We start from the raw sequence: 23,985 nt of genomic DNA, 5'->3' as shown, positions 1-23,985 counted from the left end.
CTTTTTAGTTTGAACTTCTTAATGGTCCAATTATTTTTGAAGAAGAAGGATAAAGCTTGTAACGAATCCTAAGATTGCGTAAGTTTCTACCATGGCTGAAAGAATAACACCTTTCATTGTGTGTTCTGGTTTTTTAGCTAAAACTTGAATACCTGTAGCAGCAACGCGACCTTGAGCTGGTCCTGAAGTGAAACCTGAGAATGCTACTGGTAATCCTGCCATTAAAATATACATACCATCTGCTAAAGACATATCAGCTGACATTGAGAAGAAGATCATAAAGAATCCAATAACGAATCCGTATAAACCTTGAGTAGCTGGAAGTAATTGTAGAATTAAAGCTTGACCAAATTTTTCTGGTTGTTCTTTCATAAGAGCAGCAGCTGCCTCACCAGTCATACCTACACCTTTTGAAGATCCAATACCTGAGAAAATAACTGCAATAGCTACTCCCATAACTGCCATGAAAGGTCCACCGTTTTCAATAAAAAATCCTGTTAATGTTTGCATAAATTTTTCCTCCAAATTTTAAATTATTTATTTTTATTTATTTTGTTTTAGTCGAATATCTTTTTCGTACATTTTTAATGGTTTAAATGCACGACCGCCACCTTCGTAAAATTTACTAAAGAACTCTACAAATTGTAGACGGATATCATGTACATAAGCTGATAGATAAGTTAAGAAAATATTTAAACTATGCAGCATAATAAATAATAAAATACCAAATGTAAGTCTGAATGGTAATGGTAACAGCATAATAATTGAGTTAAAAGCTGTTGCTATACTTGCACCTGATACAGATAACGCCATTAAACGCGTGTAACTAACCAAGTCACTTACATATCCACTAATGCCGTAAAGGTTATATAATCCTGAAGCAAAACCAATTGCTCGATTTTTATTTCCCATTACACTAGCTAGAACAATTAATATGGCAGAAATTAGAGCTGTATATTTACCCACACTTGAAATTAAATCTGAGTTTAATAGTGCAGCACCAACTCCCCAAACTCCAAGACCAGATAATAACCCAATCCAACCTAAAGCATCACTCACTAAACCTGTGTAATCTTTTGCTTTAACTTTTAGATGAGTGGCAATCAATAATCCAAAGAATATTTGAATGACACCTAATCCAACAGAAATCATCAAGATTGTATTAACATCAGTATCTGTAGCAAGTAAACGGCCTGGCATTACAAATCCAAAGAACGAACCAAATATTACGCCCCATATCATAGTAGGATAACTTAAAATATGGAATAATTTTATATTTTTACGTAAGCTTGGTTTTAAATGGAACACCTTTAAAGCAAATAGTGTTGCTAGGAATAATAATAAACCGTACCCAAAATCGGCAGCCATCATTCCAAAGAACACACAATAGAATGGTGCTAATAATGGAGTTGGATCTAATTCATTATACTTAGGAAGTGCATACATTTCTGTAAATACTTCGAAAGGTTCAAAGAATGAATTATTTTTAAGTACTATTGGCACATCGTTTACTTCTTCTTCCTGTACATTTCTACTTACAATAACGTATTCATTTGAATTGAAATGACGTTCAAGTTGTTCCTTAACACGATTGAATTCATCTGCTTCTAACCATCCTTCAGTAGCAAATAAATGTTTCGTATCTTTCATCAAGGATTTTACACCTTCACGTTGAAGGATATTATAATAATAAGATTCAGCTAAAATTAATGAATGCTTAATCCCTTCAGAATTTTTCAACTCATTTTCAATTGTTTCACGCTCTTTATTAATCGTTTCACGTTCTTTTAGAACTTCTTCTAACCGATGTTTAGGTGAAACTTTAAATGGGTATTGGAATGATGAAAAATGTGCTTCACGCATCACTTTTTGAACTTCACCTTCTTGTTCTGTTTCAAATAGTAGAACTAATCCAATGTCATCTTTGTCTTGGAACACTTCATAGGCGTAAACAAATGGCGATTCATCAAACATTTGAATAAAACGATTATCTGCACTTTGAGGTATTGTTCCTAAAAAATAACTCATATGAGACATTTGTTTTAAATCATTAGGATGGAAATTTAAATTTTGCCAGCGTCGAGCAGTTTCTTCGTATTGATTTAACTCAGAATTTCTTCCTTCGATTTCTTGTAATCTTTGTCGTTTTTGAGCTATCAATTGTAGATTTTTTTCGACTAGCTGTTCATCAACATTTTGTTCTAACTCATCTAAAGTCATTTCAAGTGGCTTTTTGCGCATATTTTTTATCATGCTTAGCTGAGGTAGATATTGATTGATAAATTGAAGTTGATCTTGTACTCGTTCGAATTGCGTTTCTAAATCGCGATAACGTTTATTGTCGTAATTAACCGAAAAAATCGATGAATCACTTTCTAGATCCTCTTGATTAAGGTTATAAACTTCAAAATTTTCAAGCGACTGAATTAATCGCAACATTTCATCTTTATGATGATTATTGGCAACGAGCGTCAACTTTTTCATTTTAGCTATTGCCATAGCGTTTCATAACCTCCTTTATGGTTAATTCAATCAAATGGTCTCGTTCAGAATCAAATTCTGCAGTAAATCGTTCTTTATCTAGCTGCAAAGAATCATCTAAGACTTTTTTATATTGATTGAGCTTTTCTTCAGCTTCTTTATTACTTTCGTCTTTAAAAAGCTGAATGGAGTTTTTAGTTTCTTCAACTAATCGATTGATCTCTTCTTCTGTTTCTGTTTTTAACTGAGCAATTTTAGATTGATAATTAGATTCAATTTTTTTTGCTTCTTGTTCAATTAACATTACAGAATCCAATATAGAATTTGTCACACGTACACCTCCATCGTTTCAAATTAAAAATCACAATTACAATAATTGTGACTAACATACTCATTATATAGCCAAAAGCGTTTTCTTTCAAACGAAAGTGCGTTCACATTACTCAAATCATTCAGTTTTACAAAAGAATATATATAGGAAGAAACACATCTTTTTTTTGATAATTTTTTTGAATTTTGGGAATATTTTATTAATAATTTCACATTGTAATCATCTTTTTTTTAAATTTTTAGATTAAAATGTTTTTTTCGCTTGCAAAAGAGAACGAACGTTCGTATAATGTGTATACAAACACTTGTTCGGAGGAGATAGAAATGGAACAATTACAATTATCCCATGTACATTATAATGAGTCACTTGAAGAACTAATTTTGCCGATTGAACAAGTGATTAAAGATTTAAAACAAGCTTTTCAATTTCAACTACCTACACACCTTATTTGTGATTTCAAAGATCAGGATGGCTTCGTTTATCAAGCTAAAATACGCGCTAGAATCCTACATTTAGATATGAGTAAAGAAACAGTCATCGTTGAGGATTTAGATACGAGAGTTCAATATTTCTTTAATATTGAAGAAATACTATCGACAGATTTATACATAAAACCTACTTTTGTATAAATCGTTTGATGTTTTATTAAAAGACGAAAAACTAGCACATTTGATTTCTTTTTATCGAAAATCAAATGTGCTAGTTTTTTATAATATAGGTGAAAACAATCTAGCAAAAGATTGTTTAAACTTTTTATAATACGACTGTTGTTCAAAATAATATTGATCAGCAATTTCTGAATAACGACAATCATTTATAAACATATCTGATAATTGTTTAACAAACGATTTATTATAAATAAATGCATTAATTTCAAAATTCAATTTAAAACTTCTTACATCAAAATTCGCCGTACCAATCGTACCCACTTCACCATCGACAATTAACATTTTCGAATGGATAAAGCCATTCTCATAAGTATATATTGTTGCACCTTCAGCTTCTAAACGTTTCGCGTAATATTCAGTAGCTCGATAAACAATCGGATGATCGGGTTTACAAGGAATCATAATGCGTACATCCACACCTGAATTTATCGCAATTTTTAATGCCTCAAAAATACTTTCATCTGGAATGAAATATGGTGTTTGAATATAAATATATTTTCTTGCAATACCAATCATTTTTAAAAAGCCCATTTTGATTTGTTGCTCAGAATCTGGCCCACTAGTCACTATTTGCATTGTAATATTTCCTCTATCATCTTGTAATGGGAAATATCTTTTGTCATAATCTCTTTGCCACTCTTTTGTAACCACAGCATTCCAATCAACAAAAAAACGACTTTGCAAACTAATAACTGCATTACCTGTAATACGCATATGGGTATCTCGCCAATATCCTAACTTACCTTTTCCTAAATACTCATCTCCAATATTGAAACCACCTAAATAACCAATTTTACCATCAATAATTGCAATTTTCCGGTGATTTCGATGGTTAACACGAAAATTAATATATCGAATTGGAGAACCAAAAAACGGCTTAGTTGCTCCACCTGCTTCTTCTAATTTACGGAATGATTTTCTTTTTGTTTTGTTTGATCCCCAAGCGTCATAAAGTACTAATACTTCTACACCCTCTTGCGCTTTCTCTACTAGTAAATCTAATATTTTTTGACCTAAATGATCATCTCTAAAAATATAGTAAAGTAAATGAATATGGTCTGTCGCTTCTTCAATATCTTTTATTAAGGATTCAAATTTTTCTTTTCCATCTGTATAGATAGAAATATCATTATTTAAAGTAACAACCGATTCATCATTATATAAAAAGAGTGTCGCTAAATCTTGTAAATATGAATTGTTATGAAAATAAGATTTCATCAAGTCGTCAGACATCAATTGACGTTGAGCATCTATTAATTCTTGCAATCCCATTTTTTTTTGAGAACGTAATTTTTGAAGTCGCGACTGTCTTAACTTTCTTCCAAAGAAAAAGTACAGTATTAGCCCAACACCTGGTATAAAAGTTAAAACTAATAACCACGCCCAGGTTGCTGCTATATCCCTTTCTTCACTAAAGACAGTCACAACCGAAATTAAAATATTAATTACCATAAGAATGGAAAAAATATTTTGAAGGGTTATCCACATAATCTCACCTAATCACCTTTATTTGATTTCATTCATTTTAATCATTTAGTAAATGTGATTTTTCACGACGAGTTAAATGAATTGTATATTTTGGAATAAATACATTAGTTGCCGTTTTTAACATGACAACAAAAATTAAAGAAGCAATTAACCATGTTGCTAATCCCAATACCGCTAATTCATTCCAGTTTAATGGGACTAATCCATATAATTCACGAATAATAGGTGTACTACTTTCTACATATAAACTAATGCCTAGTAGAACTGTAAACGCTAATGTTCCTATAAACGATCCCGTTACAATATTTAACATAGTCGATGTTAGCTTACGATTAAACGCTGTACGAATCGTAAATTTAGAGAAAAATCCAGCGAATCCTACTGTTGCAAATGGAAAGACACTTGTTAAAAGCGCTAATACGACATGATCCATCGCCACACCTTTAATTAATGCAGTAGTAAATCCAATAATTGCACCTGTCAATATGCTGATTGCTAACCCTCTCCGGAATGCATACCATAAAAGAGGAATAATCATCCAAAAAACACCAAATATTGGTGACAATGGCGGGATAAAACTTAAAACTAAACATAAAATAAATGTAATAACCCATTCCATTACTAACTCTGTTGCTTTCGACATTTTGTCACTCCTTTATTTTTTGTCACGATTTTGTCTTCGATAATTACTTGCTTCCATAATTACAGGAAGAACTACTGGACGACGACGAGTTTGTTCAAATAAATAACGCGATAAAGTTTCTCTAATTTTTTGTTTAAGCTCGCCCCAGTCAAAATCTGGCCCGGCTAAATAAGTTTCAACAACTTCTTTTACTAAGTTTTGACTTTCTTTCAGCATATCGCCACTAGCTTTCATGAAAACAAAACCTCGTGACATTACACGCGGTCCAGTTAAAATAACTTTGTCTCTTCGAGAAATTGTCAAGACCGCTACAAATATGCCATCCTCGGATAAAATACGACGATCTTTTAAGACAATATTGCCAATATCACCTACACCTGAACCATCAACTAATACATTACCTGCTGTCACTTCTCCGGATATTCTCATTTTGCCATCAACAAAAGATATAATATCCCCATTTGTGGCAACATAAGTATTACGTACAGGGATACCAACTTCCTTAGATAAGTTGGTTTGAGCTAATAATTTATTGAAATCACCTAGTACTGGAATAATGTAAGTAGGCTTCAACAAGTTCATTAATAATTTCAAATCATTTGGAGTAGCATGTCCACTCTGTTTAATGTGACTAGGTAGAGCGGCAACTTCTGCTTCAGCCTGATAAATTAAATCTTTTGTTTGTGCTAGTACTGTTTCCATTGCTATATTTGGAGTAGTTGCAAAATATACATAATCACCTTGTTTTAAAGTAACATCTTTATGTCGACCTTTAGCCATTTGTTGAAGTGCATGCGTAGGTTCTCCCATTGCACCCGTTTCTAAAATTAACACTTCATTATCTGGTAATTTTTCTATTTCTTTTTTATCTACAATTAAATCTTTATCAGGAAGAGTTAATCGATCCATTTTTAATGCTGTATCAATAATACGTTCTAATTTGCGACCAGTTAAGTATACTTTACGTCGTGTTTCGTGCGCTGCTTCTAATATTTGTTGTAGTCGATGAATATTGCTTGCTATGCTAGCAACAATTACACGTCCCGGTGCATTTAAAAAGATATTTACAATTTCATCTCTTATCAAATATTCAGTTGAATTTTCAACAGGTGATTCAGCTTCTCTTGAATCAGCAAGTAGCGCCAAGACACCTTGTTCACCTACATCTGTTAAACGTCCAAAATCTGTTTGGTACATTGGTTTTGCAGATTGATCAAATTTAAAGTCTCCAGTATATACAATTGAACCAGCCTGAGTAGTAAGAACAATTGCAACTGCATCCGGAATGGAATGAGTCATTCGAATAAAACTAATTTGGACACCATTGTCAAAAGCAATTTCTGTTTCTGAATCAACCACATGGTAATTGTTAAATTTAACATCGACACTTGCTTCTTCTGCGTAAATTTTAGCAAGTTCAATTGTTAAATCTGTTCCAAATACAGGTACTTGAATTTTTTCTAATAAGTAAGGTAAAGCTCCAACCGCATCTGCATGACCATGCGTTAAGAAGATTCCCTCAATTCGATCTTTATTTTCTTCTAAATAAGTGAAATCTGGAATAACAACGTCGATTCCTAATAAATCATTGTCTGGATACATTAGACCGCAATCAAGCACAAAAATAGCGTCATCTACTTCTACGATAAAACAACTTTTTCCAGCTTCACGTACCCCACCTAAGGGAATAATTTTTATATCTGGCATTTTTTTCGCTCCTTTTTTATTTTTAACCAATGATAAACTAACCATTCAAAACGTATTTCTTGTATTTAACATTTTAAATTTTTCATTTTAACTTACACACTTTAATAATAATTAAAATATATCAAATGGCCTCTTTCTAGATTTGTAGAATCTCTTACCAATTATAACATATGCACACAAAAAAAGAACGAACAAGTATACCTTGCCGTTCTTTTTTATGAATTAACCTATTATTTACTCTGTTATTAAAACTTTATGTGATAAATTAATACGTCCACGGTCATCGATTTCAACCACTTTAACTTTTAATTTATCACCTAATTTTAAAACGTCTTCTACTTTTTCAATACGATCTTTTGAAATTTGAGAAATATGAACAAGACCTTCTTTTCCAGAAGCAATTTCAACAAAAGCACCAAATCGTTCAATGCGTTTAATCGTTCCTTCGTAAACGTCGCCAACTTCAATGACACGGGTCAAGTCTTCAATAATGTCACGTGCACGTTTAATCATATCTTGATCATTTGAAGCAATAGAAACATTACCATCTTGATCAATATCGATTTTTACGCCTGTTTCTTCAATAATTTTGTTAATTGTTTCTCCACCTCTACCGATTACTACTTTTATCATGTCTGGGTGAATACTAATCAATTCAATTTTTGGAGCGTAAGGACTAAGTTCTGGACGTGGTTCACTAATTGTAGCGACTAAGTTTTCTAAGATTTCTAAACGTGCTTTTTTAGCTTGAGTTAAAGCTTCTTCTAAAATTTGTGGTGTGATTCCTTGAATTTTAATATCCATTTGGAGTGCAGTAATTCCTGCATTAGTTCCCGCAACTTTAAAGTCCATGTCTCCCAAATGATCTTCTAATCCTTGGATATCAGTTAAAATGGTATAATCTTTTCCACTCATCACTAATCCCATGGCAATACCTGCGACAGGCGCTTTAATAGGTACTCCTGCATCCATTAAAGCTAATGTACTAGCACAAATACTTGCTTGACTTGATGAACCGTTTGACTCTAGTACTTCAGAAACAAGTCGAATCGTATAAGGGAATTCTTCTGGCGTTGGAATCACTTCTTTAAGTGCTCGCTCGCCTAAAGCTCCGTGACCAATTTCACGACGACCTGGCCCAAATGAACGGCCTGTTGAGCCAACTGAGAATTGTGGGAAATTATAATGATGAATGAATCGTTTACCTTCTTCGTGCCCTAACCCATCAATTACTTGGTATTCTCCTAAAGGCGCTAATGTAGCTGCTGTTAATGCTTGAGTTTGGCCACGTGTAAATAGTCCTGAACCATGCGCACGTGGTAAAAGCGCTACTTCTGACTCTAGTGGACGAATTTCATCAATTTGTCGGCCATCTGGTCTAATTTTATCAATTGTAATTAATCGACGAACTAATTCTTTTTCTAATTCTTCAATTAATTGTCCCACTTCTTTTAGATAAGTCGCTTTTTCTTCTGAAGAAAATTCATCGTTTTCATTTAATTTTTCTTCGTATTCTTTTAAAGCTAGTTCTTTTACAGCGGACATATTCTCTTCACGTTCTAATTTTTCATGCGTTTGTATAGCAGTCAACATGGCTTGCTCGTACTGATTAAAAATTTCTGCTTTTAACGTTTCATCAAAAGTAACTAATTCAACATCCATTTTTTCTTGACCAATTTCTGCAATGATTTTTTCTTGGAAATCACACAATTTTTGAATTTCCGCATGTCCAAATAATAAAGCAGCTAACATATCTTCTTCACTAGCTTCACTCGCTGAGCTTTCAACCATATTAATCGCTTGTTTTGAACCTGCAACTGTTAATTCAATGTCACTCGCTTCAGATTGTTCGACAGTTGGATTTAATACCCATTCACCATTAACACGGCCGACATTAACTCCTGCGATTGGCCCATGGAAAGGAATATCAGAAATACCTAATGCTAAACTTGAACCAAGCATTGCAGCCATCTCTGGTGTACAATCAGGATCTACAGACATTACCGTATTTGTAATTTGAACTTCATTGACAAATCCTTCATCAAACATTGGACGAATTGGTCGGTCGATTAAACGAGAAGTCAAAGTCGCATGCTCACTTGGACGTCCTTCTCTTTTAATAAAACCGCCTGGAATTTTACCTGCAGCATACATTTTTTCATTATAGTTTACTGTTAACGGAAAAAATCCTGCGTTTGACGGTTCTTTCCCACCAACTACCGCTGTTAAAACAACTGTATCACCATAACGCACTAATACTGCTCCTGATGCTTGTTTTGCTAGTTGACCCATTTCTACTTGTAGTAAACGGCCACCCCATTCATATGTATAAACGTGTTTCTCACTCATTCTATTTTAACCCCTTTCGGTCACTCGGCTACTAAACAAAAGCCAATTTTTATTCATCGATCACGACTCCTAATTCAATCATTTATAATTAAAAATTCGCTTTTATTTAGTAAGCCAACTTGTGACTCTTCGATTGATACTAAAAAAATAAAGCGAGGCCATTCACTGGTCTCGCTTTTTACTACTTGATTAACGACGTAATCCAAGACGTTTCACGAGCTCGCGATAACGTTGCACATCGTTGTTACGTAAATAAGCTAATAAATTACGACGATGTCCGATTTTTTTCATTAAACCACGGTAAGAATGGAAATCTTTCTTGTGTGTTTTAATGTGATCGTTCAATGCGTTGATATCAGCAGTAAGAACAGCAACTTGAACTTCTGGAGAACCTGTATCTCCTTCATGAATTGCGTATTCCTTGATGATTTCATTTTTACGTTCTTGTGTAATTGCCATAGTTGGCCACCTCTCTTTCATTTTATCGCCAAATACACAGTCTGTCGTTGGTGAATCGAACAGCCACGTATTGGTTCTTGTATGTGTAACATACTCCTATATTATACAGGAGACATTTTTAAACTTCAAGATAGGAATGCATGTTTCTTTAAACATTCCTCTATAAAAAGCTTACAATCGATAAGTCGCTCGAAGCTCTAGAATAATATCTCTTAAATCTGCAGCTTTCTCGAAGTCAAGAGCCTTAGCAGCTTGCCGCATATCTAATTCTAAAAATTCAAAAGCTTCTCGACGCTGAGATGGACTCATGCGATCATATTGTTCTTTCAATGAAATTGGTTCGTCCGTTTCAATATCGGTTGCAACTTTTGAAATTGAAATTAAGTCTCTTATCTCTTTTTGTATTGTTTTTGGCGTAATTCCATGGTCTTCATTATAAGCGATTTGAATTCCGCGACGTCGATTTGTCTCATCAATTGCTCGCTGCATTGAATCAGTTATTCGATCAGCATACATAATCACACGACCACCACTATTCCGCGCGGCACGTCCAATCGTCTGAACAAGTGATCGTTCACTTCTTAAAAACCCTTCTTTATCAGCATCTAAAATAGCAACCAGTGACACCTCTGGCACATCTATTCCCTCACGTAACAAGTTGATACCGACTAATACGTCAAATTCTCCTAAACGCAAATTACGAATAATTTCTGTCCGTTCCAGTGTTTTAATATCACTATGTAAATATTTGACTTTTATTCCAGCCTCAGTTAAATAGTCTGTTAAATCTTCAGACATTTTTTTCGTTAAAGTAGTAATAAATACACGTTCATTCTTTTCAACACGTTTATTTATCTCGCTAATTAAATCATCTATTTGTCCTTCAATTGGACGAACTTCAACGATCGGATCGAGTAACCCTGTTGGTCGAATAATTTGTTCAACATATCCGTCTGTTCGCTCTAGTTCATAAGGCCCTGGTGTTGCAGAAATATAGAGAATTTGTGGAACACGTTCTTCAAATTCTTTTAAAGTTAGTGGGCGATTATCTAAAGCACTCGGTAACCGAAATCCATAGTTGACAAGTTGTTCTTTCCGCGCTTTGTCGCCATTATACATTCCACGTACTTGTGACATTGTAATATGTGATTCATCGATAACAAATAAAGCATCATCTGGAAAGAAATCTAATAATGTATAAGGTGCTTCTCCTGGTTTACGTCCATCCATGTGTCGTGAATAATTTTCGATTCCATTTGCATAACCCATCTCTAATAGCATCTCAATGTCATAATTTGTTCGTTGTTCTAAACGTTGAGCCTCTAACAATTTATTTTCACTTCGTAACTCTGCTAATCGATCAACTAATTCAGCTTGAATTGATTTTACAGCTCGTTGAATTTGGTCATCATTAGCCACAAAGTGAGTAGCTGGAAATAGCGCAACAAATTCAACATCTTTAAGAATCTCACCTGTTAACACATCAATTTCTCGAATGCGTTCAATTTCATCGCCAAAAAATTCAATACGAACAGCCGAAGCATCCCTTGACGCTTGAAACACTTCTATCATATCTCCTCTTACTCGAAAAGTTCCCCGTTTAAAATCAATATCATTTCGTTCAAATTGCATATCGATTAATCGCATCAATACATCATCTCGTCCAATTTCTTGTCCTTCTCTTAAAGATAATACGTGATCTTGATAGTCTTTAGGATTAACGAGGCCGTATATACATGAAACTGAAGACACAACAATAACATCTCGACGTTCCAACAAAGCACTAGTTGCACTATGTCTTAATTTATCAATTTCATCATTGACTGAGGCATCTTTCTCAATATATGTATCAGAACTCGGTACATATGCCTCCGGTTGATAGTAATCATAGTAAGACACAAAATATTCTACCGCATTGTTCGGAAAGAATTCTTTTAATTCTCCATATAATTGACCTGCTAATGTTTTATTATGTGCTAAAACTAAAGTTGGTTTATCCACTTGTTTAATTACGTTAGCTACAGTAAATGTTTTTCCAGTTCCAGTAGCTCCTAATAATGTTTGCTCTCGAATTCCTTTTTCTATATTATGCGTCAACTGTTTAATCGCATTAGGTTGATCGCCTTGTGGTTGGTACTGACTGACTAATTGAAATGGCATGTACGTACCTCCTTAAATAATGTTCTCTTTTATTTTACTAAAACATCATGTGATTTCATACTACTTTACTTAACACAACACGCTAACTATAAAAACTTCTCAGTAATTTCTAGATTGTATTTGCAATTTGCTATAATATTCGCTATAATTTTAATGTTCGAATTTTAATCGAAATGTATATTCATTAAGAATAATTTTATGGAAAGAGAGGTGTAACACATGCCAAATATTGAATCAGCAATCAAGCGTGTTAAAACTTCTGAAAAAGCTAAATTAGCAAACAGCGCTAAAAAATCAACATTGCGTTCAGCAATTAAGAAATTTGAAGCAGCTATTGAAGCTGGCGATAGCAATGCAGCTGAATTATTAAAAGAAGCTCAAAAAAATATCGACATTGCCGCATCAAAAGGAATTATCCATACGAACAAAGCTCGTCGTGATAAAAGCCGTTTAGCTTCAAAATTAAAAGTTGCTAAATAATGAATTCAAAAAACACCATTCCAACGAATGGTGTTTTTTATTCGGTCTATTCTAGTAGGTTTAAACTGAATAACATATCAAGCCAGTACAAACTAAATATGATATAAGTAGATATTAAAGTAAAATAAATATAAAAATAATGAAGCAATTTATATTCTTTATTATTATTTTTACTCCATTGACTTTTAATTAATTTTTCCCAAGTCAGATGATAATCTCGTTTCATGTAAAAAATCATTCGATCAATAGCTATGCAAGCAATCAATAACAGTAGCGTATAGAAAAATAACTCTTCAAATACACTCCATAATCCTCCTAAACTAAAACGAAACATATCAATGGGCCAATAATCCATCAATGTTACCCATAAATTATTAGCCATATGAAGACAAATTGGTAACAATAAATTTCCCGTTACATAATACACTAAACCTAAAACTAATCCGATTAAGAAAGTAGAACTCATTTGACTTAAATTTGCATGCATCCCACTAAATAATAATGCGGATAATATAATTCCAAATGCCGGCGAAATCTTAATTGATTGACGTGCAATGACTCCACGATAGATTATTTCCTCAATGACTGGAGCCCCAACCACTGTATAAAGAATAGAAAACATTTGAATGATCCAATTCATCTGAGTGAAATCTGTCTCATTGGTTTCCATCGTATATCCCACTTCATTAATAATTCCTTCAAAACCAGACACAAAAATATAAGTCAAATAATTTAACGATAAGATTCCTATAAAACTAACAATGAATAATTTTAAATCAAAAGTTTGTTTCACTTCAATTCGCTCAAATTTCACTTTTTCAACATATTGAAATAAAAGGACTCCTAAAAATTGACAACCAATTATAATGAGCATGAAGAAATCTCCGTATTGTTCACTAAATACTTCTATACTTAATGGATTTGATGAAAATAATGAATATAACATATAAACAAATGGCAGAACAATTGGATAAGTGATAAAAATAATCAAAAACATTAAAATTGCAAATATATTAATTTTAAAAAGATGCGAACGTATTTTTTTATTATTTCCCATAAATCACCTTGAATAAAGTTTCTTTTTTAATAAATGTTTTATGAACGTGATATTTTTTGACAAAATTGGATGAAGAAAAGCTCTAACATGAGTAAAGCATTGCCTTGTCCACTTTTTAGTTGATATTCTAATTCAATCAATGCAATTAGTAAATTTTCCAAATAAGATTGCTCATATAAACGGGCTTGTTGGCCTGCTAATTTAATTCGATATGGATGAACTTTTAATCGTTGATTCATATCTGGTTCATTCAATCCATACCCTTGAAAATACTTTACTTGTAGAATTAAACGGAACTGTGTAATAAGCAGACCTAATATCGCTAATGGCTGTTCTTTTTGTTCAATCAAACGTTCTAAAATATCTAATACTTCTGGTAGAGAACGTTTAAGTAACGATTCCATTAAATCGAAAACATGCTGTTCTTGTGACCTTGGGACTAATTGTTCAATGAGTTCCTGAGATAATATTTGACCACTTTTAACAGCTAATTCTAATTTTTCTAACTCATTCATTACGACTAATAAATTTAGACCTGTTCGTCGTATAACTTGTTGAATAAGAGTAATATTAAAAGATAATCCTCTTTTCTTCCCTTCATTAGCGATGAGTTGTTGAAATTGTTGCTCAGAAAGCGTCGAACAGTCAACACTTCCTGGCTGCTGCAACAATTGTTTAGTGATCTTTTTTCGTTTATCTAATTTATTATAAGGTGCTGTCAAAATGAAAATTGTTTCAATTGCCGGATGACTTAAATATTTAATCAACGCATCTGTTTGATGTTCTAATTTTAATTTACTTTTTTGCCCTGTTAAGAAATACGCATTTTTGGCAATAACTACTTTTCGATCACCAAAAAAAGGAAGAGTTTCAGCTTCTTGAATTGCCTGCTGAATAGTATTTTGTTCTAAATCATAAACCATAATATTCATTATCGCTTCTTCTTCCGACATTGTTTGAGTTTGAAAAGATTGTAATAATTTTTCAATTAAAAAAAGTTCTTCTCCCCAGATGAAGTAAATAGATTCTAATTGATTCGATTCAATTTGTTTTAATGTTGTTTGATAATTCATTTTGCCTCTCACCTCTAAAATGAATTGTAACAAAATATATGTCAAACGTCACCACAATAAATTAATGAGAACTATCGAGAAGTTTGCCACTTTGGTTTGAAGTAAAGTAAAAATGATTCATCGTAGCGAATGGCTCCATGAATTCTAGTGTCATATATTTGAATATCTTTATCATTTAAACGATCGACGACTTCTTGGTGAGGATGCTTATAACGATTATTTCTGCCAGCAGATATAATTGCTTGTTTTGGTTGTAAAAAGTCCAAAAATTCTTCACTGGTAGAAGTCAAACTACCATGATGTCCAACTTTCAGTACATTAATTGATTTAAATTCATCGACCGTTTCATATGCTTTAATAATTGCTTCTTCGACATGTACACTGGCATCACCCGTTAACATAAATTCATTACTTTTAGTCGACATCCACCATACAAGAGAATCATCATTCTTATCATCTGTTGCATAAGGCGCGAGAGGGCCTAACAATCTCAGATTAAGTGAGTTCTTGTTAATTTGATAATTTGGCTTAATTCCTTCTATTGGGAGCTGATGATTTTTTTGACGCCAATCATTAATGACTTGATAACTCGAATGATTTATACTTTGTTCCGAGACTAATACGTGTTTTACAGGTATTTTTTTTAATAACTCTAAAGCATTTCCCATATGATCAAAATCGGGATGCGATAACATTAAGTAGTCTAATTGAGAGACTCCTTCTCTTTTTAAAGCAGGTAATACAACACGTTCAACATGCTCTATGTCTTTTTTTATTTTTCCTTTTTCATATGTTATTCTCCCACCGGTATCAATCAAAGCTGTAAACTTTTTAAATGGAGTATAAACTAACATTGCATCTCCTTGCCCTACGTTAATAAAAATGACACTCTGTTTTGAAGAAAATTTTGGTGACAAAATTAAAAGAAAAAGAATTCCTAATATTCCAATAAATTTTTTATTCCAAACAAAGGGACTATTAATTTTTTGAATTAAATAAATTAATAGTAAAATACTTATTATGACCATGAATGGAGAAAGCTGGCCCACAATTACTGACAATTTATTGTGATTCGAAAAATAAATAAAATATTGATTAAAATGATTTAAGAACGAATCCACCATCTCGTACCATTTATCAAATACAGTTAAATATGGGTATGCTAAAAATGTAAGTAAAACAGGCAATAGCAACCATTCTAAGAAGATACCCATTAGTGCATTCCATAAAATTAATCCCAGATTAATTTCAAAAAAATAGTATGATGTACCAATAAAAGCAGCCATTAAATAGCATATATGTGCTGCTATTCGATGCTGCCATTTAACTTGATTAATCAGCTGAAGTTTCTTTAAACTTTCATTAACTAATAAAATCACTAAGGTCATACCAAAACTTAATTGGTAACTAATCGAATAAATATAAAATGGTCGCACGATTAGTAATATTATCCCTATTAAACTCAAATAATCTAATTTTGTATAGTTTTTACTCCCCCACTCACTACAAAAAAACAAAGCAATCGCTCGAATCAAACTAATTGGCCAATCAGTTATCAAACCATAACTGATCAAAACTACTGATATTATTTTTCGGTTCGTTTCTATCGTCATGCTTGTGCGATATAATAGTCCTTTTAAATATTTAACAATTAATTGAATGTGAAACCCAGATAACGCTAAAAAAGGCATTAATCCGAGTTTCTTAAAAGAATTTTTAATGTTTGTATCCAGATTATTTGTTTCATTAAACAAAAAAGCTTGCAAATAATTTCTAGCATGTATATAAGGCATTTGGTTTAAATAGCCATACCATTGATTACGCCAACGATTATAAAAGATTGATTTCCCTTTTTTTAAACGTTCAATTTTTTTAAAAGAAACTTTCTTTGTAATTTGTTGAGATAGATAATAATTTTTAGCATGAAACGCCCCGAAATTATCTGGTCCTAAAAATGTTTCGATGTTGGCTTCTCCATTAATTTCAATTTGCTCGTTTTCAAGTAATACATATTCAAGGGCTTCATCCATTGGTAAATGGACTAAAACTTTCTGAGGACTAGCTTGCTTAGTGTAGCCTATTCCAGTATACCCCCAATCCTTTTTCTTTAATTGATAAGGTTCAATTGTGACAATATAATGTTGGATTGATTGATCATTAGTCTTTTGTGCTAATAAATATTGATTAAAATAATACGTACTTGCTGTTAATCCAAAACTTATAATGACATAAAACATTAAATATTTGATGCGTGAACTATAAATACGTAAACATAATAATAGTAAGCACCCCCAAATTATCCATCGATTAGGTTGAATACAGCCCAAAATAAAAATTATTTGAGCAATCCAAATAATAAAAAATTGTCCTTTCATTGCTTTCGATTTTTTAATCAAGTTGAACGCCTTCCTTTAATCGCTCAAATGTTTTGGGGCCAATTCCAGAAATATTTTTTAAATCATCAATTGATTTAAATAATCCATTCGCTTCTCGATAATTGATAATTTCTTCAGCTCTTTTAGGTCCTATACCAGGTAAGGTTTGTAATTCTGCTACCGTTGCTTGATTTAATCGAACTTTAGAACTTGTATTTGAATTTTCTTGTGAATTCATACTATACATTGAATTATTGCGTTCACTTTTTTCTTCATTTTCTTCGAGATGAACAGTCACCACATGAGGAACGTATAGAACTGATTGATCAGCTAACATTTGCGCTAAATTAATTTGATCTTGATCAGCAGTTGGTAAAAATCCGCCCGCTAATACAATCGCATCAGAAACACGTTGACCACTTTCTAATTCATACACTCCAGGCCGTTTGATCGCACCTTTCACATCAACCATTATTCGCTTATCATCATTTATAAGCGATTGATTCTCTAAGTCAGACTCCTTCTCTGCTTCCCTTGATACAATTGACTCTGGTGCATTTACAATCACCTCTGAATGATCTCTGGATGGATTAAATATTTGATACGTTCCCCATCCACTAAAAACACATAAAACAAAGACACAGACTAATAAGATCATCACTTTATACTTAACCGATTGATTGTTCCACCAATCGGTTATCATATTTTTTAATTTATTTACTTCATTAACTAATCGTTCTTTTAACATCTTTATCACCTCAAATACTTAGACGCTAAATTTTAAGGTATATTTTTAATTAATTTAAATTTATTAAACTTTTGGAATTAGTCGCATAAATAATTGTCATTCTATTTTTATGTACAACATATAAATTATTCAAAAATGAATATCCCATTCTTCATCCCCTATACTATAAATGCATATTTATAGTATGTTTATTTCTCATACTGTTCGTTCATTCCAATTTCAAATAACAATTATTTGATAACAAAAAAAGAGAGAAGCTTTTGCTTCCCTCCCTCAAACGATATGACTATTTTAAAATTTCATATCTTACATTATTTTCATCTTTTGCTATTCGATCACTTTCTTTTTTGAAAGTCCATGTCTTATCAGATGCAGTAATTGTAATTTCTTTATCTGTTTCTGTTACCTTTACCTTTTCAAATGTTGATTCCATTGGGGTTTCTACCATGTCTTTTTCTGACTCAAAACCATTCTTTTCCATATCTTGCTTAACTAGTTCTTTTTCTTCATCATTAAAATCCGAAATATCTTCAGGCGAACTTGACGATTTTATTAATTTACCGTATTGTTTTTTTATCGTCAATTGACCATCCTTAACTACAAATGTTCCACTATTTTGTGGGATTTGACCATTATCCGTTTGTTGTAAAATAATACTACTTACTGTTTTTCCTGAACATCCAGAAATGACTAAGGTTAAAAATAATAAGACGCTCAACGCTACATAATTTAATTTTTTCATAATCTTTTCCTTTCTAAAAACGTGACGTATTTATAACATGATTATAAAACAACGGAAAATAACAGTCAATACTAATTAAATTTTAATAATTTAAATTTTGATTTTTTATTGCACCTGTCATTAATCCATCAATGAAAATAAGCGCTAAGAAAATAGTCTAAGTATTTTTTAAGATGAATGATTTTTAATGATAACTTCTGGTACATTGATATTTCTTCTCAACTGAGTATTTGCAAGAATAATATCGGCTACATCGTCCGGATGCATCAAACCTGTTTCCTCTTCATTTTGAAGTTCATCACCCCAAAAATGGGTATTCATACCTCCCATATATATGCCGTGAACGTGAAGATTCGTATCTTTTAATTCTTTCCAGATACTTTCTGTGAATCCTCTTACTCCAAATTTACTTGCACAATAAACGGATTCTTCAACTTTCCCTTCAACACCCGCTGTTGAAACAATATTAATAATCGATCCCAAATTTCTTTCTTTCATTGCTGTTAAAACTTGTTGTGTACAAAATATTGTACCTTTTAAATTAATATCAATCATTTGTTGAACTTGATTAACAGATATATTTTCAGCTTGATCAAAGTAACCTACTCCAGCATTATTCACTAAAATATCAATAGGCATCGATTGATCAGTAATCTTTTTAAATACTTCCTCAACATCATCTGGTTGTGAAACATCAAGTGTAAATATGTCATAATTTGATGTAGGAAATCTTTTCGCTACTTTCTCTAGTTTTTCTTTTGTACGACCTATCAATGTTACAAAATAGCCTAATTCATTATACTTATATGCTAAAGACGCTCCCAATCCACTTCCTGCTCCAATAATTACTACATGCTTCAATTGATTCATGTGTATACACTCCTTTTTTATTTTAATTTTAAAGTCCTAACTTTTATCTGTTGAAAGGACGTGAACAGTCTAATATTGAACTGACTATTAAACTGACTTTATATTCATCATAACATATAGTCGCCACGTTTACTTAATTCTTAAATGTAATCTATTTTTATGCATCATATTACTTAGCAAAAAACTCTCAAACATTAAATGTAAGAGAGTTTTTAAATAATTTCATTGATTACGCATTTGTTTGACCAATTGCACAATATTTTTAGGTAATAATAATGATAAATCGCCATCATATTTATCAATTTCACGCGCCATAGAAGAACTGACATGTTGATAAACTGGGTCTGTAATTAAGTAAACTGTTTCTAATTCTGGTGCTAATGCTCTATTCATTTGTCCAATTTGCTGTTCATAAGTAAAATCAGAACTAGTTCGTAAGCCTCTAATCAAGACGTCTACTCCGTGTTTTTTCGCAAAATGCACTGTCAATTCATTGTCAAACCGAACAACTTTTATACGTTCTTCATGTTGATACAATTGTTCTAGTAATGACATGCGTTGGTCAATTGACAACCATCCTTTTTTTTCTGAGTTCACACTCACTGCAATCAATAATTTATCTACACATTTTAAACTGCGTTCAATAATATTTGCATGCCCTAAAGTTACTGGATCAAAACTACCAACAAATAACCCTATTGTCATAATGATTCTCCTTTTGATAAATCAAAACGATAAAAAACAAGCTGGGTTCGTTTGTATTTTTTAGTAGTTAACCACTCAAACTGTGGGACTTCAGTTGGAAATTCTGTGTGCAAATCTGTTTCACAACAAATTAAAGCATCTTCCTTTAAAAGCTTATGATAACTCAGCAACATTAAATCTTTTTTGATATCAACTAAGTCATATGGTGGATCAATAAATACAAAATTAAATGTTCCATCTACTTTATTCAGTTGATAGCGTGCATCACCTTTAATAAGTGAGACATTAGCTTTTAATAATTCTTGATTATTTGAAATAATCTGTTGCGCTTTTCTATTTTTTTCAATAATTACAACTTCGTCCATCCCACGAGATAATGCTTCAAATGCTACAGCACCACTTCCACCAAACATATCCAACATACGTCCACCTTCAAAAAATGGGCCAATCATTTGAAATAAAGACTCTTTCACTTTCGCACTAGTTGGACGTGTTTGTTGCCCCTCTAATGTTTGGATTTTTCTGTTTTTATACATTCCCGCAATTATTTGCATGAGCTATTCTCCTCTATATTATAGGGATTGTCTTTTAAACTTAATGTTTCAGCTTGTACGACTTCCTCTAATACATTAGAATAATCCTTTGTAATAATTTCAGGAATTTCCTCTTCAATCGAGCGAACAAAATGCAATTTATTCAACTTTTGTCGAGTTTGTTGTGCATAATGATCATCTACGTAAAGCACTACATATTTCATACGTTGTGAAACGTAATGTACAAAACCAAACCGTTTCAATTGATTAATTTTTTTCAATGTATACAAATGAATAACTAATTTTTTTCTGAGATTTTTTTTAAAGGTCATCAACTTCCTCCTTTATTAATTCATCACTAAGATGATTACTAAATATCCACAATGCATGTGGTCCACACTGAACAAGTGCACTTTGATTATATAAACCTTTTTCAAAAAAAGTTTGTTGACGATTTTGGTCTTTTAAAACAAAATGCAGCCAAGAACCAAAACTTTCAAATTGATTGGTTAACATCAAATGATAAGATGATGAATTAATATTCTGATTGAACACTTTACGTATTTCTGTTTCTGTTAATAATTTGTCACTATGCTCTTTAATATGACCATTTAATGTTTCTAAACCATGTTGAGCTAACCATTGATTATCTATTAATAGATTTTGCTGTACATTATCCTCTGGCTTCATTTCAAACGTCCTTGATACATTAACAATTTGATTCCACAACAATGTCCAGTCTCTACTATCTTTCGTTTTGAAATATTCTTTATGAACATACGTTGGAGCACCTTCATATAAATTTGAGTGGTACAATTGCTCTTTATTTAAGTAATATACACCGATTAATTGTTTCGATTGATTAAACCAAGTAATTGCAAATGTCTCATTATCAAATTCAAATAATGGTGCATATTTACTTTCATGTTTTCTTAGCTTAAAGACTCGAGAATCAGATTCATTTAAATCAAATACTTTAAAAGATGACTGAACTTTTAATTCATCTTTTAAATGATCGGTAGTCATATGACCAGTAAAATAACCCGAGTTAATTTGATGTCCCAAATCAATAATACTACTTACATTATTTTGGTCAATTTGTACAATCAATTGATCTGATTCCTCTATTTGATAATACCAAATTTTCCGTTTATCGTTTACCTCAATTTTTAAATTTGGCTCTCCAAACTTTCCCAAAAAACTATCCGATGATTGATTTATCCACTGCGAAAAACCTAGCGCTGGAGGCAACGCAGTAATTTCTTCATGCTTTTGTTCAATTGAACTATCTTTAATTTCTGTATCGCTGCTATTATGCAAAGATAATGGCATCCAATAAACAACGAGAAGACCTACTATGACAATGATGAAATAGGTACTAATATATCGTTTCACAGTTCTTCCTTTCTACTCAGCCTTGAACGAGTTAGCTGCTTTGTCTTCATTTGTCGGCCGATACGCAATTGTTCTTTTTCATACTCTATACTTCCCAAAGCTAATCCTAAAGCTAAACTGGACGATAATGAACTTGAACCACCATAACTAATAAACGGTAAAGTCACGCCTGTTAATGGTATTAATCCAATCATCCCACCTAAATTAATAAAACTTTGTAAGAAGAATAAAGCACCTACTCCAAATAAGATATATTTATTTAAAATAGTATTGGCTGTTAAAGCTTGATAAAACAAATAATTAATTAGAAATACTAGAATACTTAAAACAACAGTAACTCCTATTAAACCATATTCTTCAGCGACAATCGCCATAATAAAATCCGTCGATGCTTCTGGAAGATAACCTGTTTTAAATAGACTAGCTCCTGGCCCAACACCTATTAATCCACCACGTGACACTGCCATGATACCTCGAATCACTTGAAAACTAGGTCCATTCGTATGAAGAAAAGGCTCTCTAAAAGCTAAAAACCGCGAAAAGATATGGGGTGGCATAAATTTTAAAATAGATAGAGGCACAAACCAAATAACACCAATTCCAAGTAATAGAAATCCAATGGTAAAATGTAAGTCATATTTGAAGCGATTGGAAATAAAGAATAATAACCAACATAATGTCACGATGATGGCAAATGTTCCTATGTCGGGTTGACCGATTATAAAGATTAGAAACATGAGCGGTACACTATAAACAAACCATCGTTGGTGCGATTCTTTTTTGGGTAACTTTTCAAAGAAAAATGAAAGACCATCACTCATAGCAAATTTATTTTTTTTCAAATCTACAAAAGAAACGGATAGCCACCAAATAAGAAAAGGTTTTACAAATTCTGACGGTTGAAGTTGAAAACCTCCTATCATTAGCCAACTTTTAGCTCCATTTACTTTTTGACCAACTATTAATACTAATAATAATAAGGCCATTAAAATGACAAAGCCAATCCACATTAGCGCATGATTCTTTATGAAGTACGGTACAAATAATTGTACCGAAAATGTTACTACTAATGAAATTGCTATAATAACAAGTTGCTTAATCATTACAGCAGAATACCATGTTTGGACTATATCTGTTGGTTGACCTTTTGCACTCATTATAGCCAAAAATCCAATCACCAAAAGAGCTATATATGATAACCAAATCGGTCGATTTAAATTTTCAATGCGCTCTTTTAACGATAGATTTAAACGCAGGGGATGCCGTTTCATTACTCTACTTGTAAGTCTCTTGATAAATTTCATCCAATAACCCCTCAAGTTGATTAATCATTTGTTGACTTTCTTTTTGTGATAACTCGCCAATTGCAACAGCAAACTCAAGCTGTTTTGATAATCCAAATAATTGAGTATCCACTACTTCTTCAAACGCAGGGCATTCAGACAAACACAAATGATTTTTTTGACTCATAATTAATTGATAAATTGCATCCGCATTTTCTTTCAAAACTGTTCTAGCCTTATCGTTCATCCTATACCTCCTCAGATATTTTCTACACCATTATAACATGTTTTAATTTGAAGAAAAATTTATCTCACTAAATTGGTGAATTAAAATCATTATAAAGAATTCAAAGATGATCAAACAATCTATTAAAAAACTATCTATTGTCAAATTGATATAAAAAAAGAAGACAAAGAATACCTAAAAGGAAACTTCAT

General features: G+C 32.2%; 23 protein-coding genes. 2 read left to right on the top strand and 21 right to left on the bottom strand.

The window, feature by feature from the left end:
• Positions 1-30: 30 nt before the first annotated feature.
• From L866_RS0100330 to L866_RS0100320, 3 genes are read right to left on the bottom strand one after another with little or no spacing between them, the layout of a single operon-like run.
• Complete coding sequence (locus tag L866_RS0100330) at positions 31-510, bottom strand: V-type ATP synthase subunit K (protein ID WP_025728026.1); 480 nt, start codon at positions 508-510, stop codon at positions 31-33.
• Between the two features lie 33 nt (positions 511-543).
• Positions 544-2,499, bottom strand: a complete 1,956-nt coding sequence (locus tag L866_RS0100325; protein ID WP_025728024.1) for a V-type ATP synthase subunit I — start codon at positions 2,497-2,499, stop codon at positions 544-546.
• On the bottom strand, positions 2,486-2,812 hold the full coding sequence (locus L866_RS0100320; RefSeq protein ID WP_025728023.1) for a hypothetical protein: 327 nt from the start codon (positions 2,810-2,812) through the stop codon (positions 2,486-2,488). Before L866_RS0100320 ends, L866_RS0100325 begins: the two co-directional genes overlap by 14 nt.
• 323 nt (positions 2,813-3,135) lie before the next feature.
• On the opposite strand from L866_RS0100320, the gene L866_RS0100315 reads away from it, so the two are divergent.
• Positions 3,136-3,441, top strand: coding sequence for a hypothetical protein (locus L866_RS0100315; RefSeq protein WP_025728021.1), 306 nt, complete (start codon positions 3,136-3,138; stop codon positions 3,439-3,441).
• 78 nt (positions 3,442-3,519) lie between these two features.
• Here the strand turns inward: L866_RS0100315 and cls are convergent, their stop codons facing one another.
• The 6 genes from cls to uvrB form a co-directional block, all read right to left on the bottom strand.
• Positions 3,520-4,968 carry a cardiolipin synthase gene (cls, locus tag L866_RS0100310; protein WP_025728019.1) on the bottom strand — a complete coding sequence of 483 codons (1,449 nt, stop codon included), beginning with the start codon at positions 4,966-4,968 and terminating at the stop codon, positions 3,520-3,522.
• 37 nt (positions 4,969-5,005) lie between these two features.
• On the bottom strand, positions 5,006-5,611 hold the full coding sequence (locus L866_RS0100305; RefSeq protein WP_025728017.1) for an energy-coupled thiamine transporter ThiT: 606 nt from the start codon (positions 5,609-5,611) through the stop codon (positions 5,006-5,008).
• Positions 5,612-5,623: 12 nt separating this feature from the next.
• Positions 5,624-7,318 (bottom strand): ribonuclease J, encoded by a 1,695-nt coding sequence (locus L866_RS0100300; RefSeq protein WP_025728015.1) that lies wholly within the window; start codon positions 7,316-7,318, stop codon positions 5,624-5,626.
• Between the two features lie 234 nt (positions 7,319-7,552).
• Positions 7,553-9,667, bottom strand: coding sequence for a polyribonucleotide nucleotidyltransferase (gene pnp / locus L866_RS0100295; protein ID WP_025728013.1), 2,115 nt, complete (start codon positions 9,665-9,667; stop codon positions 7,553-7,555).
• A 189-nt stretch (positions 9,668-9,856) separates the two neighbouring features.
• Positions 9,857-10,126, bottom strand: coding sequence for a 30S ribosomal protein S15 (rpsO, locus tag L866_RS0100290; RefSeq protein WP_025728011.1), 270 nt, complete (start codon positions 10,124-10,126; stop codon positions 9,857-9,859).
• A 171-nt stretch (positions 10,127-10,297) separates the two neighbouring features.
• Positions 10,298-12,286, bottom strand: a complete 1,989-nt coding sequence (uvrB, locus tag L866_RS0100285; protein ID WP_025728009.1) for an excinuclease ABC subunit UvrB — start codon at positions 12,284-12,286, stop codon at positions 10,298-10,300.
• 219 nt (positions 12,287-12,505) lie between these two features.
• On the opposite strand from uvrB, the gene rpsT reads away from it, so the two are divergent.
• Entirely contained in the window at positions 12,506-12,766 is a 261-nt protein-coding gene (rpsT, locus tag L866_RS0100280; protein ID WP_025728007.1) for a 30S ribosomal protein S20, read from the top strand.
• A 46-nt stretch (positions 12,767-12,812) separates the two neighbouring features.
• Here rpsT and L866_RS0100275 read toward each other — a convergent pair whose 3' ends face one another.
• From L866_RS0100275 to L866_RS08260, 12 genes are all read right to left on the bottom strand, one after another.
• Positions 12,813-13,712, bottom strand: coding sequence for a CPBP family intramembrane glutamic endopeptidase (locus tag L866_RS0100275; protein WP_169729057.1), 900 nt, complete (start codon positions 13,710-13,712; stop codon positions 12,813-12,815).
• Between the two features lie 149 nt (positions 13,713-13,861).
• Positions 13,862-14,896, bottom strand: coding sequence for a DNA polymerase III subunit delta (gene holA, locus L866_RS0100270; protein WP_025728003.1), 1,035 nt, complete (start codon positions 14,894-14,896; stop codon positions 13,862-13,864).
• A 71-nt stretch (positions 14,897-14,967) separates the two neighbouring features.
• The gene (locus tag L866_RS0100265) at positions 14,968-17,292 is read right to left on the bottom strand and encodes a DNA internalization-related competence protein ComEC/Rec2 (protein ID WP_025728001.1); all 2,325 of its coding nucleotides are present in this window, start codon (positions 17,290-17,292) and stop codon (positions 14,968-14,970) included.
• Entirely contained in the window at positions 17,285-18,019 is a 735-nt protein-coding gene (locus tag L866_RS0100260; RefSeq protein ID WP_025727999.1) for a helix-hairpin-helix domain-containing protein, read from the bottom strand. Before L866_RS0100260 ends, L866_RS0100265 begins: the two co-directional genes overlap by 8 nt.
• Before the next feature lie 286 nt (positions 18,020-18,305).
• The gene (locus L866_RS0100255; RefSeq protein ID WP_025727997.1) at positions 18,306-18,761 is read right to left on the bottom strand and encodes a hypothetical protein; all 456 of its coding nucleotides are present in this window, start codon (positions 18,759-18,761) and stop codon (positions 18,306-18,308) included.
• A gap of 168 nt (positions 18,762-18,929) precedes the next feature.
• Positions 18,930-19,631 carry an SDR family oxidoreductase gene (locus L866_RS0100250; protein WP_051452825.1) on the bottom strand — a complete coding sequence of 234 codons (702 nt, stop codon included), beginning with the start codon at positions 19,629-19,631 and terminating at the stop codon, positions 18,930-18,932.
• A gap of 222 nt (positions 19,632-19,853) precedes the next feature.
• Positions 19,854-20,336 (bottom strand): pantetheine-phosphate adenylyltransferase, encoded by a 483-nt coding sequence (gene coaD, locus L866_RS0100245; RefSeq protein ID WP_025727993.1) that lies wholly within the window; start codon positions 20,334-20,336, stop codon positions 19,854-19,856.
• Positions 20,333-20,890, bottom strand: coding sequence for a 16S rRNA (guanine(966)-N(2))-methyltransferase RsmD (gene rsmD / locus L866_RS0100240; protein ID WP_025727991.1), 558 nt, complete (start codon positions 20,888-20,890; stop codon positions 20,333-20,335). The genes coaD and rsmD overlap by 4 nt, the downstream gene beginning before the upstream one ends.
• Positions 20,881-21,201 (bottom strand): DUF2129 domain-containing protein, encoded by a 321-nt coding sequence (locus L866_RS08925; RefSeq protein WP_025727989.1) that lies wholly within the window; start codon positions 21,199-21,201, stop codon positions 20,881-20,883. Before L866_RS08925 ends, rsmD begins: the two co-directional genes overlap by 10 nt.
• Positions 21,191-22,264, bottom strand: coding sequence for a CAP-associated domain-containing protein (locus L866_RS0100230; RefSeq protein WP_025727987.1), 1,074 nt, complete (start codon positions 22,262-22,264; stop codon positions 21,191-21,193). Before L866_RS0100230 ends, L866_RS08925 begins: the two co-directional genes overlap by 11 nt.
• A complete protein-coding gene (locus L866_RS0100225; protein WP_035445757.1) occupies positions 22,261-23,568 on the bottom strand; it encodes an FtsW/RodA/SpoVE family cell cycle protein in 1,308 nt (435 codons plus the stop codon). The genes L866_RS0100230 and L866_RS0100225 overlap by 4 nt, the downstream gene beginning before the upstream one ends.
• Positions 23,540-23,794 (bottom strand): DUF1507 family protein, encoded by a 255-nt coding sequence (locus L866_RS08260; RefSeq protein WP_035445756.1) that lies wholly within the window; start codon positions 23,792-23,794, stop codon positions 23,540-23,542. Before L866_RS08260 ends, L866_RS0100225 begins: the two co-directional genes overlap by 29 nt.
• Positions 23,795-23,985 lie beyond the last annotated feature (191 nt).

The sequence above is a fragment of the Atopobacter phocae ATCC BAA-285 genome (assembly GCF_000526675.1).
In the GTDB taxonomy this organism is placed as follows: domain Bacteria; phylum Bacillota; class Bacilli; order Lactobacillales; family Aerococcaceae; genus Atopobacter; species Atopobacter phocae.
The sequence above is the reverse complement of the archived record's forward strand: the minus strand, read 5'-3'. Positions and strand labels throughout refer to the sequence as shown.

Bases quoted from the DNA above. Each gene is read 5' to 3' on its own strand.
- cls (WP_025728019.1), bottom strand. From the start codon at position 4,968: ATGTGGATAACCCTTCAAAATATTTTTTCCATTCTTATGGTAATTAAT.
- L866_RS0100225 (WP_035445757.1), bottom strand. From the start codon at position 23,568: ATGAAATTTATCAAGAGACTTACAAGTAGAGTAATGAAACGGCATCCC.
- L866_RS0100260 (WP_025727999.1), bottom strand. From the start codon at position 18,019: ATGTTAAAAGAACGATTAGTTAATGAAGTAAATAAATTAAAAAATATG.
- uvrB (WP_025728009.1), bottom strand. From the start codon at position 12,286: ATGCCATTTCAATTAGTCAGTCAGTACCAACCACAAGGCGATCAACCT.
- L866_RS0100255 (WP_025727997.1), bottom strand. From the start codon at position 18,761: ATGAAAAAATTAAATTATGTAGCGTTGAGCGTCTTATTATTTTTAACC.
- L866_RS0100250 (WP_051452825.1), bottom strand. From the start codon at position 19,631: ATGAATCAATTGAAGCATGTAGTAATTATTGGAGCAGGAAGTGGATTG.
- rsmD (WP_025727991.1), bottom strand. From the start codon at position 20,890: ATGCAAATAATTGCGGGAATGTATAAAAACAGAAAAATCCAAACATTA.
- rpsT (WP_025728007.1), top strand. From the start codon at position 12,506: ATGCCAAATATTGAATCAGCAATCAAGCGTGTTAAAACTTCTGAAAAA.
- L866_RS0100305 (WP_025728017.1), bottom strand. From the start codon at position 5,611: ATGTCGAAAGCAACAGAGTTAGTAATGGAATGGGTTATTACATTTATT.
- rpsO (WP_025728011.1), bottom strand. From the start codon at position 10,126: ATGGCAATTACACAAGAACGTAAAAATGAAATCATCAAGGAATACGCA.
- L866_RS0100325 (WP_025728024.1), bottom strand. From the start codon at position 2,499: ATGGCAATAGCTAAAATGAAAAAGTTGACGCTCGTTGCCAATAATCAT.
- L866_RS0100315 (WP_025728021.1), top strand. From the start codon at position 3,136: ATGGAACAATTACAATTATCCCATGTACATTATAATGAGTCACTTGAA.
- holA (WP_025728003.1), bottom strand. From the start codon at position 14,896: ATGAATTATCAAACAACATTAAAACAAATTGAATCGAATCAATTAGAA.
- L866_RS0100275 (WP_169729057.1), bottom strand. From the start codon at position 13,712: ATGTTATATTCATTATTTTCATCAAATCCATTAAGTATAGAAGTATTT.
- L866_RS0100300 (WP_025728015.1), bottom strand. From the start codon at position 7,318: ATGCCAGATATAAAAATTATTCCCTTAGGTGGGGTACGTGAAGCTGGA.
- pnp (WP_025728013.1), bottom strand. From the start codon at position 9,667: ATGAGTGAGAAACACGTTTATACATATGAATGGGGTGGCCGTTTACTA.
- L866_RS08260 (WP_035445756.1), bottom strand. From the start codon at position 23,794: ATGAACGATAAGGCTAGAACAGTTTTGAAAGAAAATGCGGATGCAATT.
- L866_RS0100330 (WP_025728026.1), bottom strand. From the start codon at position 510: ATGCAAACATTAACAGGATTTTTTATTGAAAACGGTGGACCTTTCATG.
- coaD (WP_025727993.1), bottom strand. From the start codon at position 20,336: ATGACAATAGGGTTATTTGTTGGTAGTTTTGATCCAGTAACTTTAGGG.
- L866_RS08925 (WP_025727989.1), bottom strand. From the start codon at position 21,201: ATGACCTTTAAAAAAAATCTCAGAAAAAAATTAGTTATTCATTTGTAT.